This window comes from Streptomyces sp. NPDC002853, assembly GCF_053591915.1.
Window position 1 is genome coordinate 23,772 of the sequence record NZ_JBSFUS010000014.1, and the last position, 14,320, is coordinate 38,091.

The 14,320-nt window shown below is 69.3% G+C and carries 13 protein-coding genes and 2 pseudogenes; 9 read left to right on the forward strand and 6 right to left on the reverse strand.

Annotation, left to right across the window (positions count from 1 at the left end; genetic code table 11):
* Positions 1 to 45: 45 nt before the first annotated feature.
* Complete coding sequence (locus tag ACWD02_RS33810; protein WP_451217726.1) at positions 46 to 1,758, forward strand: aldehyde dehydrogenase family protein; 1,713 nt, start codon at positions 46 to 48, stop codon at positions 1,756 to 1,758.
* Positions 1,759 to 2,317: 559 nt separating this feature from the next.
* On the opposite strand, the gene ACWD02_RS33815 is transcribed toward ACWD02_RS33810, so the two are convergent.
* Positions 2,318 to 3,340 (reverse strand): LacI family DNA-binding transcriptional regulator, encoded by a 1,023-nt coding sequence (locus tag ACWD02_RS33815; RefSeq protein WP_451217729.1) that lies wholly within the window; start codon positions 3,338 to 3,340, stop codon positions 2,318 to 2,320.
* 122 nt (positions 3,341 to 3,462) lie between these two features.
* Here ACWD02_RS33815 and ACWD02_RS33820 point away from each other — a divergent pair, with 122 nt between their 5' ends.
* Positions 3,463 to 4,314 carry a phytanoyl-CoA dioxygenase family protein gene (locus ACWD02_RS33820; protein ID WP_451217732.1) on the forward strand — a complete coding sequence of 284 codons (852 nt, stop codon included), beginning with the start codon at positions 3,463 to 3,465 and terminating at the stop codon, positions 4,312 to 4,314.
* Complete coding sequence (locus ACWD02_RS33825; protein WP_451217735.1) at positions 4,307 to 5,746, forward strand: sugar porter family MFS transporter; 1,440 nt, start codon at positions 4,307 to 4,309, stop codon at positions 5,744 to 5,746. Before ACWD02_RS33820 ends, ACWD02_RS33825 begins: the two co-directional genes overlap by 8 nt.
* Positions 5,747 to 5,930: 184 nt before the next feature.
* On the opposite strand, the gene ACWD02_RS33830 is transcribed toward ACWD02_RS33825, so the two are convergent.
* Together ACWD02_RS33830 and ACWD02_RS33835 are read right to left on the reverse strand one after the other, a co-directional pair.
* A complete protein-coding gene (locus ACWD02_RS33830; protein WP_451217737.1) occupies positions 5,931 to 6,614 on the reverse strand; it encodes an ankyrin repeat domain-containing protein in 684 nt (227 codons plus the stop codon).
* 169 nt (positions 6,615 to 6,783) lie between these two features.
* Entirely contained in the window at positions 6,784 to 7,797 is a 1,014-nt protein-coding gene (locus ACWD02_RS33835) for a saccharopine dehydrogenase (protein WP_451217740.1), read from the reverse strand.
* Positions 7,798 to 7,884: 87 nt separating this feature from the next.
* On the opposite strand from ACWD02_RS33835, the gene ACWD02_RS33840 reads away from it, so the two are divergent.
* From ACWD02_RS33840 to ACWD02_RS33850, 3 genes are all read left to right on the forward strand, one after another.
* Positions 7,885 to 8,475 carry a TetR/AcrR family transcriptional regulator gene (locus ACWD02_RS33840; RefSeq protein ID WP_451217743.1) on the forward strand — a complete coding sequence of 197 codons (591 nt, stop codon included), beginning with the start codon at positions 7,885 to 7,887 and terminating at the stop codon, positions 8,473 to 8,475.
* A gap of 236 nt (positions 8,476 to 8,711) precedes the next feature.
* A complete protein-coding gene (locus ACWD02_RS33845; RefSeq protein ID WP_451217746.1) occupies positions 8,712 to 9,398 on the forward strand; it encodes a DUF4232 domain-containing protein in 687 nt (228 codons plus the stop codon).
* Positions 9,399 to 9,854: 456 nt separating this feature from the next.
* Positions 9,855 to 10,322: a DUF4328 domain-containing protein gene (locus ACWD02_RS33850; RefSeq protein WP_451217749.1), complete on the forward strand. Its 468-nt coding sequence runs from the start codon at positions 9,855 to 9,857 to the stop codon at positions 10,320 to 10,322.
* An 88-nt stretch (positions 10,323 to 10,410) separates the two neighbouring features.
* On the opposite strand, the pseudogene ACWD02_RS33855 reads toward ACWD02_RS33850, so the two are convergent.
* Together ACWD02_RS33855 and ACWD02_RS33860 are read right to left on the reverse strand one after the other, a co-directional pair.
* Positions 10,411 to 10,577, reverse strand: a pseudogene (locus ACWD02_RS33855) (IS110 family transposase); the annotation flags it as partial.
* Between the two features lie 534 nt (positions 10,578 to 11,111).
* A complete protein-coding gene (locus ACWD02_RS33860) occupies positions 11,112 to 11,930 on the reverse strand; it encodes a DoxX family protein (protein ID WP_451217752.1) in 819 nt (272 codons plus the stop codon).
* A 480-nt stretch (positions 11,931 to 12,410) separates the two neighbouring features.
* Between ACWD02_RS33860 and ACWD02_RS33865 the strand changes: the two genes are divergently transcribed.
* From ACWD02_RS33865 to ACWD02_RS33875, 3 genes and pseudogenes are all read left to right on the forward strand, one after another.
* Positions 12,411 to 12,545 (forward strand): hypothetical protein, encoded by a 135-nt coding sequence (locus tag ACWD02_RS33865; protein ID WP_451217755.1) that lies wholly within the window; start codon positions 12,411 to 12,413, stop codon positions 12,543 to 12,545.
* Positions 12,523 to 12,999, forward strand: coding sequence for a hypothetical protein (locus ACWD02_RS33870; protein WP_451217758.1), 477 nt, complete (start codon positions 12,523 to 12,525; stop codon positions 12,997 to 12,999). The genes ACWD02_RS33865 and ACWD02_RS33870 overlap by 23 nt, the downstream gene beginning before the upstream one ends.
* 131 nt (positions 13,000 to 13,130) lie before the next feature.
* Positions 13,131 to 13,670, forward strand: a pseudogene (locus ACWD02_RS33875) (transposase family protein); the annotation flags it as partial.
* Positions 13,671 to 13,737: 67 nt separating this feature from the next.
* Here ACWD02_RS33875 and ACWD02_RS33880 read toward each other — a convergent pair.
* Positions 13,738 to 14,169 carry a VOC family protein gene (locus ACWD02_RS33880; RefSeq protein ID WP_351166734.1) on the reverse strand — a complete coding sequence of 144 codons (432 nt, stop codon included), beginning with the start codon at positions 14,167 to 14,169 and terminating at the stop codon, positions 13,738 to 13,740.
* Positions 14,170 to 14,320: the final 151 nt, after the last annotated feature.

Here is a 14,320-nt window from a genome sequence, read left to right on the forward strand (position 1 = left end):
GATCCGACCGATCCGACCGTGTCGTACGTTCCCTGGAGTTGACTCATGAAAGCCGCAGCAGCACTCGACGCCGCTCCCCTCGACCGCGCCGTCGCCGACCTGCGTGACCACGCCGACTCGTGGACCGCGACGCCGCTGTCGGAACGGATCGGCCTTCTGGAACGGCTGCTTCCGCGCATCGCCGACGGCGCTCCCGCCATGGTCGCCGACGCGGCCAACGCCAAGGGATACGCCGCCAGTTCGAACTGGGCAGCCGAGGACTGGGTGACCGCGCCGTGGGCGCTGGCCCAGACCGTGAGCGCACATCTGCACGTGCTGCGGGAGATAGCCGCCGGACGCGGACCTCTCGACACCAGGGCCGTCCGCCATCGCGGCGGCCGGACCGTCGTCGACGTCTTTCCCGCCACTACCCCCGACCGTCTGCTCCTGAGCGGCTTCACCGCCCAGGTGTGGACGCTGCCCGGCACGACCCGTGAGCAGGTGTTCGCACGGGCCGCCGGGGAGTATCGGGGCCGGCCTGGCGATCCCGCCGTCGCACTGGTGCTCGGCGCCGGCAACGTCGCGGCCATCACACCGCTCGACATCCTGCACAAGCTGTACTCGCAGGGCCAGGTCGTCATTGCCAAGATGAACCCGGTCAACGCCTACCTTCGCCCGCACTTCGAGAAGGTGTTCACCGAGTTCGTGGAGCGCGGCTGGGTCCGCTTCGTCGACGGCGGCAGGGCTGGGGGCGCTTACCTGGCCACGCACGAGGGCGTCGACAGTATCCACGTCACCGGCAGCGACCGCACCCACGACGCCATCGTGTGGGGCACGGATGACAAGGCCGAGGAGCGCCGACGGGCAGACACCCCGCTGGGCGGAAAGCCGTTCACCAGCGAGTTGGGCGGTATCAGTCCGTGCATCGTGGCGCCTGGTCCGTGGAGCGCGGCGGACTTCCGCTTCCAGGCCGAGCACATCGTCACCAGCAAGATGAACAACTCCGGCCACAACTGCGTCGCCAGTCAGATCCTGCTCGTGCCCCGCCACTGGGACGGCACCGAGCGCCTGCTTGCCGAGATCCGCCGCGTTCTGCGCGAACTCCCCGCCCGCGCCGACTACTACCCCGGCGCCGACGACCGCCTGGCCGCCGTCGCCGAGGCCCACCCCGACGCCGAGACTCTCGGCGACGACCACGGCCGTCTGCTCATACCGGACATCACCGACCCCGAGGACCCGATGCTCCTCGACGAGGTGTTCGCCAGCGCCCTGGGCGTGGTCCGCCTGCCGGGCGACGATCCGGCCCAGTTCCTGCGCGCGGCCACGGAGTTCGCCAACGACAAGTTGCCCGGCACCCTCGGCGCCACACTCCTCGTGCACCCCAGGACCGAACGCGCCCACCGCGCCGCCGTGGACACGGCCATCGAGGAGCTCCGCTATGGCACCCTCGGCGTCAACTGCTGGTCGGCCTTCGGGTTCCTGCTCGGCTACACCCCGTGGGGCGCCTACCCCGGCCACACCCGCCAGGACATCGGCAGCGGCATCGGCTTCGTGCACAACGCGTTCACGCTGGAGGACGTCGAGAAGACGGTGCTGCGTGCGCCGTTCGCGCCGTCGCCGCGCGGACTGTTCACCGGCTCACCCTCACTGTCGCCCCGGCCTCCGTACTACGTCACCAACCGGACCGGTCGTACGACGATGCAACGCCTCACGGCGTACACGTGCGACCCGAAGGTGAGCAGACTGCCTGGCATCCTCGTATCGGCGCTGCGCGGCTGATCCATGGGCCGGGCTCGGCTTTCTCAGGAGTTGAGGACCCGGGCCTCCTCACCGCGAACTCCTCGTCCCTAACGATCCCTTGAGCCTTGAGGCCGGCAAGCGCGGTGAGCTGGAAGACGCGGTCCGTGGCAGGGGCCTGGGGCAGCATCGGGGGTGGTGCGACGGCTGTGAGCGGCACATCGCGAGGGCGTTGGAGATGCGGGCCGTGAAGAGCTGGGCCAGGACGGCGTAGGCGGCGCCCCAGGCGTGGCCGATGGGGCCGGTCGCAGCACCCAGGAAACTTTTTGCGAGTTCCGCCCATCTGAGCCCGGAACACAATAGAGCGCCTCCTGGCGGGCATGCTGCGCTCGACGGTCCAGCGACGCGGGATGATCGTGAACCCGCGGACGCCCGTCGGGTGTTGGACAGGACGGACGTCGATACCGATCCGGGCCCCGCGGTCAGTCCACGTCCAGACCCACCGCGCCCGCGCTCGGGCCTTCACCGACCCCGTCGGCGCCGATGACGCGACCGCCCTCCTGGTCAAGGTCGCCGCAGGTGATGGCCGGGACTGGAGGGCTCAGAACATGGCCGCACCTGGGAGGGTGGTGCCGCGTACGACGAGCCGGTGCGGGATCGTCAGGTCGGAGGCGGGCACCTGGTTGTCGGGGCTGTAGATGCGGTCGGCCAGGCACTGCAGGGCGCGCTCGGCGATCTGGCGCTTGTCCGGGGAGACGGTGGTGAGTGCGGGGTGGCTGAAGCGGCCGTCCTCGATGTCGTCGAACCCGACGATCGCCAGTTCCTCGGGCACCCGCACGCCGCGTTCGTGCGCCATGTGCAGGGCGCCCAGAGCCAGTTCATCGGTGAAGGCGAAGACCGCGTCCGGGACCATGTTGCCGTCGAGTAGCTCGGCCATGGCGCGGGCACCGTCCGCCCGATGCAGTGCGTCGACCGTCCGCTCCCACTGTGGCTGGGGCGTGATGCCCGCACGTCGCAGAGCGTTGCGGTAGCCGTCGGCACGCTGCTCGGCCGTGCCGTTGCACAGGTGCGGCTGGAGTCCGATGGCGGCGATGCGGCGGCGGCCGAGCGCGAGCAGATGGGCGGTCGCCTCGTTCGCGGCGGCCACGTTGTCCACCGCCACCCGGTCTGCCAAGCCGTGAGGGCTGCGCTCCCCGAGCAGCACGACGGGCAAAGGGGCGGTGGTCACCACCTCCTGCGCCTCCAGGGCCCACGGGCTGATGATGAGGCCGTCCATCACCCGGCCGCTGTCACCTGTCAGCAGCCGCCTTTCCGCCTCGGCGTCCCCGTGCGTCTGGTCGATGATCACTGTCCACGAGCGGCGCCGCGCTCCGTCGGCCAGCAGGCCGGCGAGCTCGGCGAAGTAGGGCGAATGCAGTTCAGGGATGGCAAGGCCGATGACGCCGGTGCGGCCGGCCCGCAGGCTGCGGGCGGCGAGGTTGGGGCGATAGCCCAGTTCGTCGATTGCTTCCTGGACCCGCTGACGGGTCGGCGCGGAGACGCGGGCCGAACCATTGACCACGTTCGACACGGTGCGTGCGGAGACCCCGGCGCGTGCGGCTACTTCTTTCAGGCTGCTGCTCACCCGCACATCGTGGCACGCCGATCCAGGAGCGGGCCAAGATCCCTCCGAGAAGGTATTGCAACGTTGAATTCAACGATGCAACATGTCTCGGACTGCTCCACTGCACGTGCAAGGAGGCACGCATGAGCCCCCACGCCTACCCCGGCATCACCCCCGCCGCCCTGGACCTGGACGTGACAGCCGACGTCGAGGCCCTGTACTCGGACGGCATCACGGCCCGCAAAGGCGCCTTCACACCCGACTGGGCCGACCGGCTCCGCGAGGACATCGAGGCGGCCTTCCACGAAGCGCTGGCCCGGCCCGGCGGTGCGGTCGGGCGCGGCCCGCACCGCTACTACGTGGAGATCCACCCCGAGCAGTTGCGCGGGTTCGTCGACCTGGTCGACCACCCCTGGGTGCGCTCCGTCTGCACCGCGGTGCTCGGCCCCGACTACCGCATCGTCGAGCTCGGTTTCGACGTGCCGCTGGAGGGCGCCGTCAACCAGCCCTGGCACCGGGATTTCCCCATGCCCGACGAGACCCGCACCGGCCGGCGGCTGACCTCGCTGGCCTTCAACCTCACGGCCGTCGACACCGAGGAAGACATGGGCCCCTTCGAAATCGCCCCGGGCACCCAGTGGGACGACAGTCCGGAGTTCGGCCACGGCATGTTCCCGCCCCGGCCGCATTACCCGCGCTATGAGGAGCGGGCCGTGCGCAAGTACCCACAGCGCGGCGACATCTCGGCGCGCACCGCGCTGACCATCCACCGCGGCACCAAGAACGACTCCGCCAAATCGCGGCCCGTGCTGGTCCTGGGCGTCGACGGCCCCGAAGCCACCAACGGCGAGCGGCACGACTCGGCCGTGACCCGCGGCTACTGGGAGTTGCTGCCCGAACGGGTCCGGCGCCACCTGGACTGCCCGATCGTCGACGAGCTGGAACCACTCACCCAGAAGCACACCATCGAGGGTCTGGTCATGGGCGATGCCTGAGCTGGCCACGAAGCCCGGACACGCCGAGGCTGCCGCCAAAGACCAGCAGAGAACGCCGTTCATGGTGTACGCCGTCGCGGCCGTGTCCGCCCTGGGCGGCCTGCTCTTCGGCTACGACACCGGCATCATCTCCGGAGCCCTGCTGCACCTGCGCGAGGACCTCGACCTGACCTCCCGCGAGCAGGAGTTCGTCGTCAGCGTCATCCTGCTCGGCGCGATGGCCGGGGCACTGCTCGCCGGACGCCTCGCCGTACGTCACGGACGCCGCAAGGTCGTCATCGGGGTCGCGGTCGTCTTCGCCCTGGGAGCCGCGGCAGCGGCAGCGGCTCCGGGAGTCGGCAGTCTCATCGCCGCACGCTTCGTGCTCGGGCTGGCCGTCGGCGGCGCCTCCAACATGGTGCCCGTCTACATCGCCGAAGCCGCCCCCGCCAGGATCCGCGGCCGGCTCATGGTGCTGTTCCAACTGATGGTCGCCTGCGGCCAGCTCATCGCCTACCTGTGCGGATGGGCGCTGTCGGACAGCGGCGGCTGGCGGGTGATGTTCGCCCTGGCGATCGTTCCCGCCGTGGCCCTGGGGATCGGCATGCTGTTCCTGCCCGAGAGCCCGCGTTGGCTCGTCGAGCGAGGCCGACGCGAGCAGGCGGCTACGGTGCTGGCCCGGCTCCGGCCCGCCGGCACGGACATCCGCCGGGAGATCGATGAGATCACCGACGTCACCGCCGCCACCCCCGCCGGGGGCTGGCGCGACCTGCGCCGGCGCTGGATGCGCCCCGCACTGCTGATCGCCGTCGGCATTGCGGCGTTCTCCCAACTCACCGGTATCAACGCTGTCGTCTATTACGCGCCGACGATCCTCGTCGACGCCGGATTCGGCGACTCCGCCGCCCTGCTCACCGGCGTTGGAATCGGCGTGATGCTGGTGGCCGCCGGTGTGATCGGTGCCATCGCGGTGGACCGGGTGGGCCGCCGGCGGACGATGCTGTGGTTCCTGCCGGGCTCCGCCCTGGCCATGGCAGTCATGGCGCTCGCCTTCCTTGGCCCCGGGGGCTCATCGGCACAGCGCTGGACGGTCATCATCGCCCTGTTCGCGTACATCCTGTGCAACGGAGTCGGGATCCAGGCCGTGGTCTGGCTCATCGGCCCCGAGATCCTGCCGCTGAGCGTGCGCGGCCCGGCGACCAGCCTGGCCACCGTCACCCTGTGGGGCGTCGACCTGCTGATCGCGGTCACGGCCCTGACCGCCATCCAGGCCATCGGCCGCTCCGGCACGTTCTTCTTCTACGCGCTGATGAACGTCGTGTGCATCGCGTTCGTCGCGGCGAAGGTACCGGAAACCAGGGGCAGGTCCCTGGAGAGCATCGAACGTGCTTTGCAGCGTGGCGGATCCTTCAGGAAGTCACTCGAGAGCCCCCGGGCGGGTACCAGCACGTGAAGGTGCCCCTGCCGCACTCCATACACGTGTGGGGCCTGCCCAGGTCCGCAAGGCGGGCGCCGACGGCCGGCACGCGTGATCCGGCCGAGAGCCCTCGCATGGCCGAGCGACTGACCGACGACGTCCCCGGCTGCCCCGTAGGGGCACCCCCGGCCCAGAGCGCCGTTGTAGTGCTCAGCGATCGCTACGCCAGATCCCCACGTTCCGTCTCGGGCTGCGGTTTCGTACGGCGAGAGTCATCCAAGGCAAGGAGGGCCTCGATGATGCGCCCAGCCTTCCGCCGATGCTCTGTCTTCCGCAGATGCTGCGTCGTCCGTCGATGCTCCGGATGATGGTCGAGGTGTTCGCGCGCGGCGGCCAGAGTGCCGGCCGAAAGCATGGCGCCGCGGCCGATAAGGCGGTGCACCATCTCTTCCTGTCCGAACCGGACCGCCCAGTCCAGGGCGGTCCGGTGCTTCATCACCGCGTTGATGTCAGCCCCGCGGTCCAGCAACAGGTCCACCGTTTCCGGGTGCCCCTCATCGCCGGCGGTGGCTGCCAGCACCAGCGGTGTATAACGCAGCCGACCCTGGGCGCCGGTGCAGGCACCGGCATCGAGAAGAACCCCGGCAACCGCCGTGCGCCCACGGCCCGCCGCCAGGCAGAGAGGCGTCAACTCCCGATACTCACCCGCCTGCTGCCCCGGATCGGCGCCTGCTGCGAGCAGTTGGCGCACAACTTCGGCGTGCCCCTGCTCCGCCGCCCGACCCAGCGCCGTACGCCCTCCACGACTCAACGCATCCACCACAGCACCCTGCCCCAGCAGCCGGGCTACCTCGATCCCGTCGCCGTCGCCCGCCGACCGCACCAGTTGATCCGCGATATCCATGCCTCGATCATCCCGGGCCTCCGCAGGTCAGTGGCCAATTCACATGAGGCGGGGCTCTGAAGTGAAGCTCGGGCTCAAGTGCCGAGGTCGCTGTCGTACTGGTCGAGGGCGGGTTGTTGACGCTCCTTGAACTCGGAACGGGGCACTACGGCCGCTTTGGCAGGGGTGTTTAGCTGTTGCCGGGTGCGCTGGCGAAGGTGGCGCCGGTCTCCACCATCCGCTCGACCGCGTAGGCCGGGTCGAGCAGTGACTCAGGGGTGTGGATGCCGGGCGGGACGGCTTCGCCGCGCAGGGCGAGCAGGCGCTCGACACCGAGGGCGATGGAGAGTGCGGTCAGGGGGCGCTGCCCGGCCGGGTGGAGCAGGTAGTGGCTGGTACTGAGCGGTGTGCCTTTCGGGCCCGCTCCTTCGAGCTCTATCCGGGCCTCGAAGGAGGCGGGTTCTCCGCGGTGCCGGCCTGCGGATTCACCGACGGCGAAGTCGAAGCGGACGTTCGATGCGCCCGTGGCGAGGGCAAGGCTCGGTACGTCGAGGATGGCGATTGTCTGGCCGGGCAGGACGGTGCCGTCGGCGCGGTCCACGTCCGCCTGCGCGTCGACCCCTGAGACCCAGGTGAAGACACCGTCGCGGCGCACCAGTCCCGCCGATGTGGCGATGGACCAGCGCTCCAGGTCCGCTATTCCGGAGGGCCCGCCGGTATCCAGTTCGTCCAGTGCGGCGCCGATCCGGATGCTGTCAATCCGGTCGAACTCCCGGGCCAAGTGCAGTGCCGCGAGGACGACGGCACCGGCACAGAAGTGGCTGGCCACCAGGACCGGCGAGGCGCTCGCCCGCTGGGAGCTCGCGACGACCTCCGGTGCGAGCTCCACCAGGCCGCTGGAGATGCTGAGGTAGGGCACGGCGTGGTCCTGCGCATAGCGCAGCCCGTGCAGATGGTCGTCCCACAGCGCGGCGACCACCGCCGAATATTCGTGGCCGGCCGGCAGGCCGAGATCGCCGCGCCTCAGGTCGACGGTCACGGCCGTTGCGGCGCCGAGCTCGTCGGCCACCCGCTGTGCACGGTCGATGTCGCGCCCCGCGATCGTCAGCGGCAGCGCCGGGTGCCAACGGCGCAGGAAGGCCGCGGCCCCCGAGCCCGCCTGGCCCGAGCCGCCCAAGATCAGTACTGATTCCGGCTGTCCCATGGTGAGTTCCCCTCACATCCACGAAGCTACATTTTGTAACCTACGTTTTGTAGCCTAAGCTTGAAGGCAACGCAAGGGAGGGCGGCCATGGCCACCGCATCAACCCGCCTGTCCAAGCAGGCCAGGCGGGAGCAGTTGCTCGACGCTGCTGTGGAGCTCGTGCGCGCGCAGGGCGCCGACGGCCTGACGCTGGTCACCCTCGCCGAGGCCGCCGGCGTGAGCCGGCCCATCGCCTACGACCACTTCGGCACGCGCCCAGGCCTGCTGCTCGCGCTCTACCGACGCCTCGACGAACGCCACCGGGCCGAGATCGAGCGGACGTTGCGCGATGCCGCACCCACCGTCGACGGGGTCGCCCACGCCATCAGCACCGCATACGTCGGCTGTGCCACCGATATGCCGGAACTCAACGCCGTTTCCGCCGCGTTGAAGGGAAATCCGGACATGGAAGCGGTCCAGCACGAGCTGATCGACGGCTACACGGACCTGATGGCCGCCGCGCTGCTGCCGTACTCCCACCTCACACCCGAAGCCCTTCGGCTGCACTGCATCGGCCTCCTGGGAGCGGCCGAGGCGATCGCCGCCGAGCGGAACAGGAAGCGGGCGACCGCCGACGACTCGGTCACCGCACTGACCGCCCTGATCGTGGGCAGCCTCGCCGCCAAGGCCAACGGCTAAGACCTGAAGGGGTGGCCCCTCCGGAGCAAGGGACTGGCCAAGGAGCACGGACACACATCGGTGGCACACCGTCCCCGGCCGCACAATGTACGGACCGAGCTGAGACGCGAGCGCGTGCGGATGATCTCCGTTAGGCGGACGTTAGCGGGACGGCAACTAGACAGTAGCGGCCCCGAACAGAGTGGGTCTTGTTCCCAGGGAGGGACTACCAACCACTACCTACCGGAGGACCCACCATGCGCCCCAACACCACCATCCGTGGAAACCGCCGCCGCACGCTGCGCTTCGCCGCCGCGTCCCTGACCGTGGCCGCAGGCCTCTCACTCACCGCCTGCGGCAACGGCGACACCGCAACGGACGCATCCGCCAAGGGCACCACGACCTCGTCTTCCGACGGCGGGACGGTGGAAGGCGGCTCGGGCTCCGATGTCTCGACGGTCGACAACGCCAAGGCGGGCTCAGGGAAGGGCACCGCGGCAGAGGCAGCCGCGAACAACGCGACGCAGACCAGCGCCAAGGTTTCCTTCTGCAAGACCGAGGACCTGGCCATCGATGCCGTCGACGCCGCGCCCGACGAGACCACCGGCAGGATCAACATCACCATGATCAACCGAGGCTCGACCACCTGCTCGGCAACCGGCTTCGCGGGCGTCGACATCAAGGACGCCGACACCACCTCAAGCCCCATCGAGCGCGGCCCCGCCCAGCCCCGCGTCACCACCCTCAAGCCCGGTGACGCCGCCGTCTTCAACCTCGCCTACACCATCGACAACAGCGGCAACAGCCTTACGTCCCCGACCCACCTCCTGGTGACGCCTCCGAACGAGACCCACACCGTGACCCTCGACTGGCCCGCAGCCGCTGGAGACATCAAGGGCGCCTACACCGACGTCCAGGTCTACCCCACTCACACCACCAAGTAGAGCCGGTGCCCGCGGTCAGCCCCGGCTGCCCAACGCCGCGCACGACACCCCGCACCTGCCGTCGCCTCCACGGCCTCATTACGCAGTCGACAGCGGGTGGGTGAGAATGTACCGCTGCACCTCCGCCGCCACTGACCGCCGGCACGGCGGCGCGGCACAGCCACTCCACTGCGAACGCAGGACCGGGACAGCCACTGTCTCCCCTGGTCAGCCAAGGCAGCCACAGTCAGTGTGCGCGGACGCAGTTTGCAGCCCAGCCCAGAAAGACAACCCGTGAACGAGCCCCTAGTGTCGCCTGCCTTGTCCCCGATCCGCGGAGCGGCCCGCTGCGCCGTAGCTGGCCTTGTTCTGGCCGGCGCAGCCTGGACGGCCCGGGCCGTAGGGGAGATCCAACTCGCCGCCTCTGGGCAGCCGCTGTCCGGGCCACCGGACCAGGGAGATGGCCGACACCGGCCGTTGACCGAATTGGAGAACACCTACCACTTCGTCAGTTCTTTGGGCGAGGTGGCCTGGGCGCTGTGCGCCATCGCCTTCCTTGCCTGGCTGTGGCGCGTCCGTATCAACGCTCAGGCCCTCTCCGGTCGGCCTCTGCGCGACGCCTGGCCGTGGGTCTACGCCGGCTGGATCGTGCCCATCGTCAACCTGTGGATACCCCGCAGAATCATCGCGGACATTCACCACGCCAGCGCCCCCGATCACCGCATGCCGCGGGTCGTGAACTGGTGGTGGGGCCTGTGGCTGCTCAGCATCCTGAGCGGGACGGGCTTGATGTACACCGATACCACTACCGACGCTGTCATTGCCCGTGCCTATACCAACGCCCCCCTGCTGTTGATGGCCGACGCGGCGGTCGTCGGCGCGGCCGTAACCGGCATCATCGTCGTCCGAGCCCTCACCGCGGCACAGCACGAACGCATGCGATGAACCCCGACCCACCACTCCTCAAGCACCATCCCCCGCGCTGTAACCAGCACCACCCCCACCCAGACCCGCTACCGCTGTCGCAGTCCCCGCGCTCGCATCGTCGCCGGTAGTGGGTCCTTGCTCCAGCAGATGCCCGGAGGGATGAGAAGGCGCATAGGTATCCGGCGTGGTTGAGGCGGTCGTTCTTCACCCGTCGGGTGATGGACGACCTTTTGCCGAGGCCCTGGTGACGGGTGAGGAGTCTGCATAGGCCTGCCATAGGCCTGCAGGCAACGGCCGTCGTCGCATTCTCGCCCATGGGTGCCGGCGCATTCCCGCAGCGCCGGCACCCATGGTCGGGCTGCACCGTCCGTGGAGGGAGCTCATCGCGGGCGGTACGCCCTGCGTTCCACCTTCCTCCCTCGACGGGGTGCAGAACGGAACCGTCCGACGCATTTCCTCTACGTCAGGCCGCTTCGGCGGAGCCCTCCGGATGTCGCACCCCCTTCTCCAGGACCATCTCCACCTCGGGACTCGGCACCGTGGCCGCCCGAATGCTCGTGGCCGCGTCGCGTCGCGCCATCCATGCGGCGGCCCGCCCACTCACCGCGGCCGCCTGCGGGCATAGCCAGTTCCGAGCCCGGGCCACGTACCGCGCGGAGTGCAGGTCAAGTACCGCGGGGCCCCTTCGCCGCAGGTGTACTCGAGGAGACGCCGTTAGGGTGCCGGCTTGCAAGTGACGGCGGTGCCGGGGCAGACGGCGACGAGCCGGCGCTTGGCCAAGAGACGAAGGCAGGCACCGCCCGGGGGTCAGGCACCGGTCGCGGAGGCGCTCGGTGGCCCCGCGTGGACGGCTTCACTGGCGCCGTCTGTGGGCGCCATGGCCGAGCTGCGCGAGGACCTGCCGTGCTTGCGCTGATGCATCAGCAGGCCCAGGAAGCCGGCCAGGAAGCCGCTGATGAGCCCCGACACCGCGTGGTTGACGGCGTTGGCCGCGGCGCTGTCCGGAACACCCACGACCAGGTAGTTCGCCAGCGCGCTCATTCCCGCTCCGATGGCTCCGCCGACGACCCCACTGAGGAGCGAAACACGTACCGCTGAGGGCGGCGAGGCGGCCTCAGCACGTTGCGGGTTGGTCTTCGTGGGGTTGGTCGGTTCAGCCGCGCGCTCAATTCCGAGGGCCCGGTCCAGCGCGAGCGGCCCGGGGCCGGTGAAAAGGAGGCCGATGAACGCGGCCACAAGGAGGAGCGGGAACTCAAGACCGGCTCCGCTCGCGGCGCCCTGCTGTGGAGTGATGAATCCGGTGTCCGCGTTCACCAGGACGGCTGCCACGCTCAGGTGCATGGACAGCAACACCGAGGTCAGCCGGGTCAGCAGGCCGACGACAAGCAGGAATCCGGCGAGCGTCTCAGCGATGGAGACGCCCCAGCCGACGGCCCACGGCGCGGGGACATCGAGTGACTTGGGGAAGTCACCGGACCCTGTGGGCCCCTGAATGATCTTGTCGCATCCGTGGACCGCCATGACCGTGCCGACGGCGATCCGCATGACCATGGGCGAGACGGAGCGCAGACGGTGCGCGGGCGCAAGGCTGAGCTGGTGTCGTGACGCCATCGTCCTGACAGTCATGGATGATCCCCTCGGGTAAGTAGGTGTTCGGCCGCATGCACGCGCGGAGGCGCGGCGCTCCGTCGGGCGCGTTCGTTCCAGACCGTGGACGACTGCGCGTCCCCGCCGTCTCGCGGCTTGAGTGGCGTAGGCGCAACTGTGCGGTCCGCCCGGCGCTAAGGGAATCCCCCGGCTCATCGCCTGTCGTGATGCCGAACATCCATCGGGTGGATGCCTTCGAAGGCCGTGGCGAGCGCGCCCGCGGACGGCGAAGTTCCGCTCCTGCACGAGCCGTTGCCCCAGAGGCAACCTCGCCCCATTTCGTCAGCTCACCAGTGATCGGTGTGCTGAACTACTTGCGGAACTGCTCTCCCCGCGCTCCGTGTCCTCCGTCCCGCCCACCCGTAGGAGGCCGAATGCCCAGAACTTGACGTGCTTGCTCTGCAGGCCCACGGTGGCGGCGCCCGGTTGCCTGGCCAGTACTTCGGCATGGGAGAGAGTATGAGTGAGGGACTGACGTGGCTGGCGAACAGCGACGTGACCTGGGCGGGGTACTGCGTGACGCTGGCCCGCGGGCTGGAGCCGGATGAGCTGGTGCGGCGCATGGCGCGGGGTGAGCCGACCTCCGCTGGGTGAGTACACGGGCGGGACGCTGGAGGATCTCCTGGAGCACCGGGATGCACCCGCGCGGACGGCGGTGCGGTACGGCTCCAGTGAGGGGCTGTCCTTCGTGGTGGCGTACGGGGATTGGCCGGGTCATACGGGGCCGGGGTTCACCGACGGTCTCTCCAGGGAGGCGCACATCTTCCAGCTCTATTACGAGAGTGAGAATCCAAAGGTGCCGCCCCCCTCCTTCTCCTACTTTCACCAGGAGACGTACCTGTGCGGTTTCGACTTGTGTTCGTTCCCGGATGTGGGCGGTACGGCACCGGAGCTGATCCTCCGTGATGTTCAGGCTGCCGATATCGAGAGGGAGACGGATCGTGACGCTGCCCATGCCAGGTCTCTGTCCGTGGTGGAGGAACGGTTCGGTCTGAGTCTTCCCCGAATGCAGATATTGGAAGGGCTGCTGCCCACCGCGACGATCTGACACGAAAGCCCCCGCTGGAGCACGGCCGCGTGCGCGGCCGTCAGCCCGGTCGCATCGGAGAGATCCGCGAGCAGGCGTGAGCCGGCATGCCCGGCCGCCCCCGAACCGTCCGCCGCGACATGGACCTTGGGAAGGGGCGGCCGTGGGGTCTGGCGCTGGAGGACCGGGTGCTGTTGGTAGTCGCTTACTGGCGCAGGAACTTGACGATGCGCCAACTCGCCCCACTGTTTGGCATCTCGAAGTGGGCCGACCGCATCATCGACCAGCTCGGCCCGCTCACGCATTCCAGCCTCGGCGCCGGTTCGCCAAGGACACCGTGCTCCCGCCTGGTCGTTGTGGTCGGTGAGCCTTTGCCCGGCAATCGCAACGACTGCCGGGCATGGGAGGAGTCTGGCGCGAAGGCCGCCGTGGGCAGGACCCTCACGATGGCCGACGGCGGCTATCCGGGCACCGGCCTCCTCATGCCCCACCGCCGCACCCCGGGCGAAGGGTTGCCGGGCTCGAAGCGCGAGCACAATCGCTCGCACAAACAGGTCCGGGCCCGCGTCGAGCACGTCTTCGCCCGCATGAAGACCTGGAAGATCCTCCGCGACTGCCGTCTCAAGGGCGACCGGGTCCGACACGCCATGCTCGGCACCGTCCGACTGCACAACCTCGCTCTCACGGGATAGCTTCTGCCGCATACGAGACCTGAGAGGTCCCCGGGAGACGGCTCCCCCTCGCAGTCTCGGAGGAGAATCAGCCGAGGCAGAACTCGTTGCCCTCGATGTCCTGCATCGTGATGCACGACTCGTTGACGCCATCGGCGCGCTGCGTCAGCACGTGCTTCGCGCCGAGCGCCATCAGCCGTGCGCATTCGGCCTCGAGGGTGGCCAGGCGCTCGTCACCCACGAGCCCGGCGCCGGCCCGCACACAGAGATGCACCCGGTTCTTGACGACCTTGCCCTCGGGAACTCGCTGGAAGAGCAGGCGCGGGGCCACACCCGAGGGATCAGTACACGCGAAGTAGATCTCGTCCTCAGGCGGCAGCGAGTGGTGGTACTCCTCCCACGTGGCAAAGCCCTCCGGGACTGCCGGTACGACGTACCCCAGCACCTCGCACCAGAAGGCGGCGAGGCGCGCAGGTTCCGCGCAGTCGAAGGTCACTTGGAACTGCTTGATCGTTGACATCGGCGCACGATAACAGGGGCCCTGCTCATCTCCCCGGCGGGTGGATCCACACGTTGCCGGGAGGACGGCCCCTGCCGTCCGCTGCTGTGTCGTGCGGTCACAGGGATGAACCGAGATCGGCGCCTCTTCCAAAGGGTGGGACCCAGGATCC

Coding starts and splice junctions, on each gene's coding strand:
- ACWD02_RS33810 (WP_451217726.1), top strand. CDS start 46: ATGAAAGCCGCAGCAGCACTCGACGCCGCTCCCCTCGACCGCGCCGTC.
- ACWD02_RS33820 (WP_451217732.1), top strand. CDS start 3,463: ATGAGCCCCCACGCCTACCCCGGCATCACCCCCGCCGCCCTGGACCTG.
- ACWD02_RS33825 (WP_451217735.1), top strand. CDS start 4,307: ATGCCTGAGCTGGCCACGAAGCCCGGACACGCCGAGGCTGCCGCCAAA.
- ACWD02_RS33830 (WP_451217737.1), bottom strand. CDS start 6,614: ATGGATATCGCGGATCAACTGGTGCGGTCGGCGGGCGACGGCGACGGG.
- ACWD02_RS33835 (WP_451217740.1), bottom strand. CDS start 7,797: ATGGGACAGCCGGAATCAGTACTGATCTTGGGCGGCTCGGGCCAGGCG.
- ACWD02_RS33840 (WP_451217743.1), top strand. CDS start 7,885: ATGGCCACCGCATCAACCCGCCTGTCCAAGCAGGCCAGGCGGGAGCAG.
- ACWD02_RS33845 (WP_451217746.1), top strand. CDS start 8,712: ATGCGCCCCAACACCACCATCCGTGGAAACCGCCGCCGCACGCTGCGC.
- ACWD02_RS33860 (WP_451217752.1), bottom strand. CDS start 11,930: ATGACTGTCAGGACGATGGCGTCACGACACCAGCTCAGCCTTGCGCCC.
- ACWD02_RS33865 (WP_451217755.1), top strand. CDS start 12,411: ATGAGTGAGGGACTGACGTGGCTGGCGAACAGCGACGTGACCTGGGCG.
- ACWD02_RS33880 (WP_351166734.1), bottom strand. CDS start 14,169: ATGTCAACGATCAAGCAGTTCCAAGTGACCTTCGACTGCGCGGAACCT.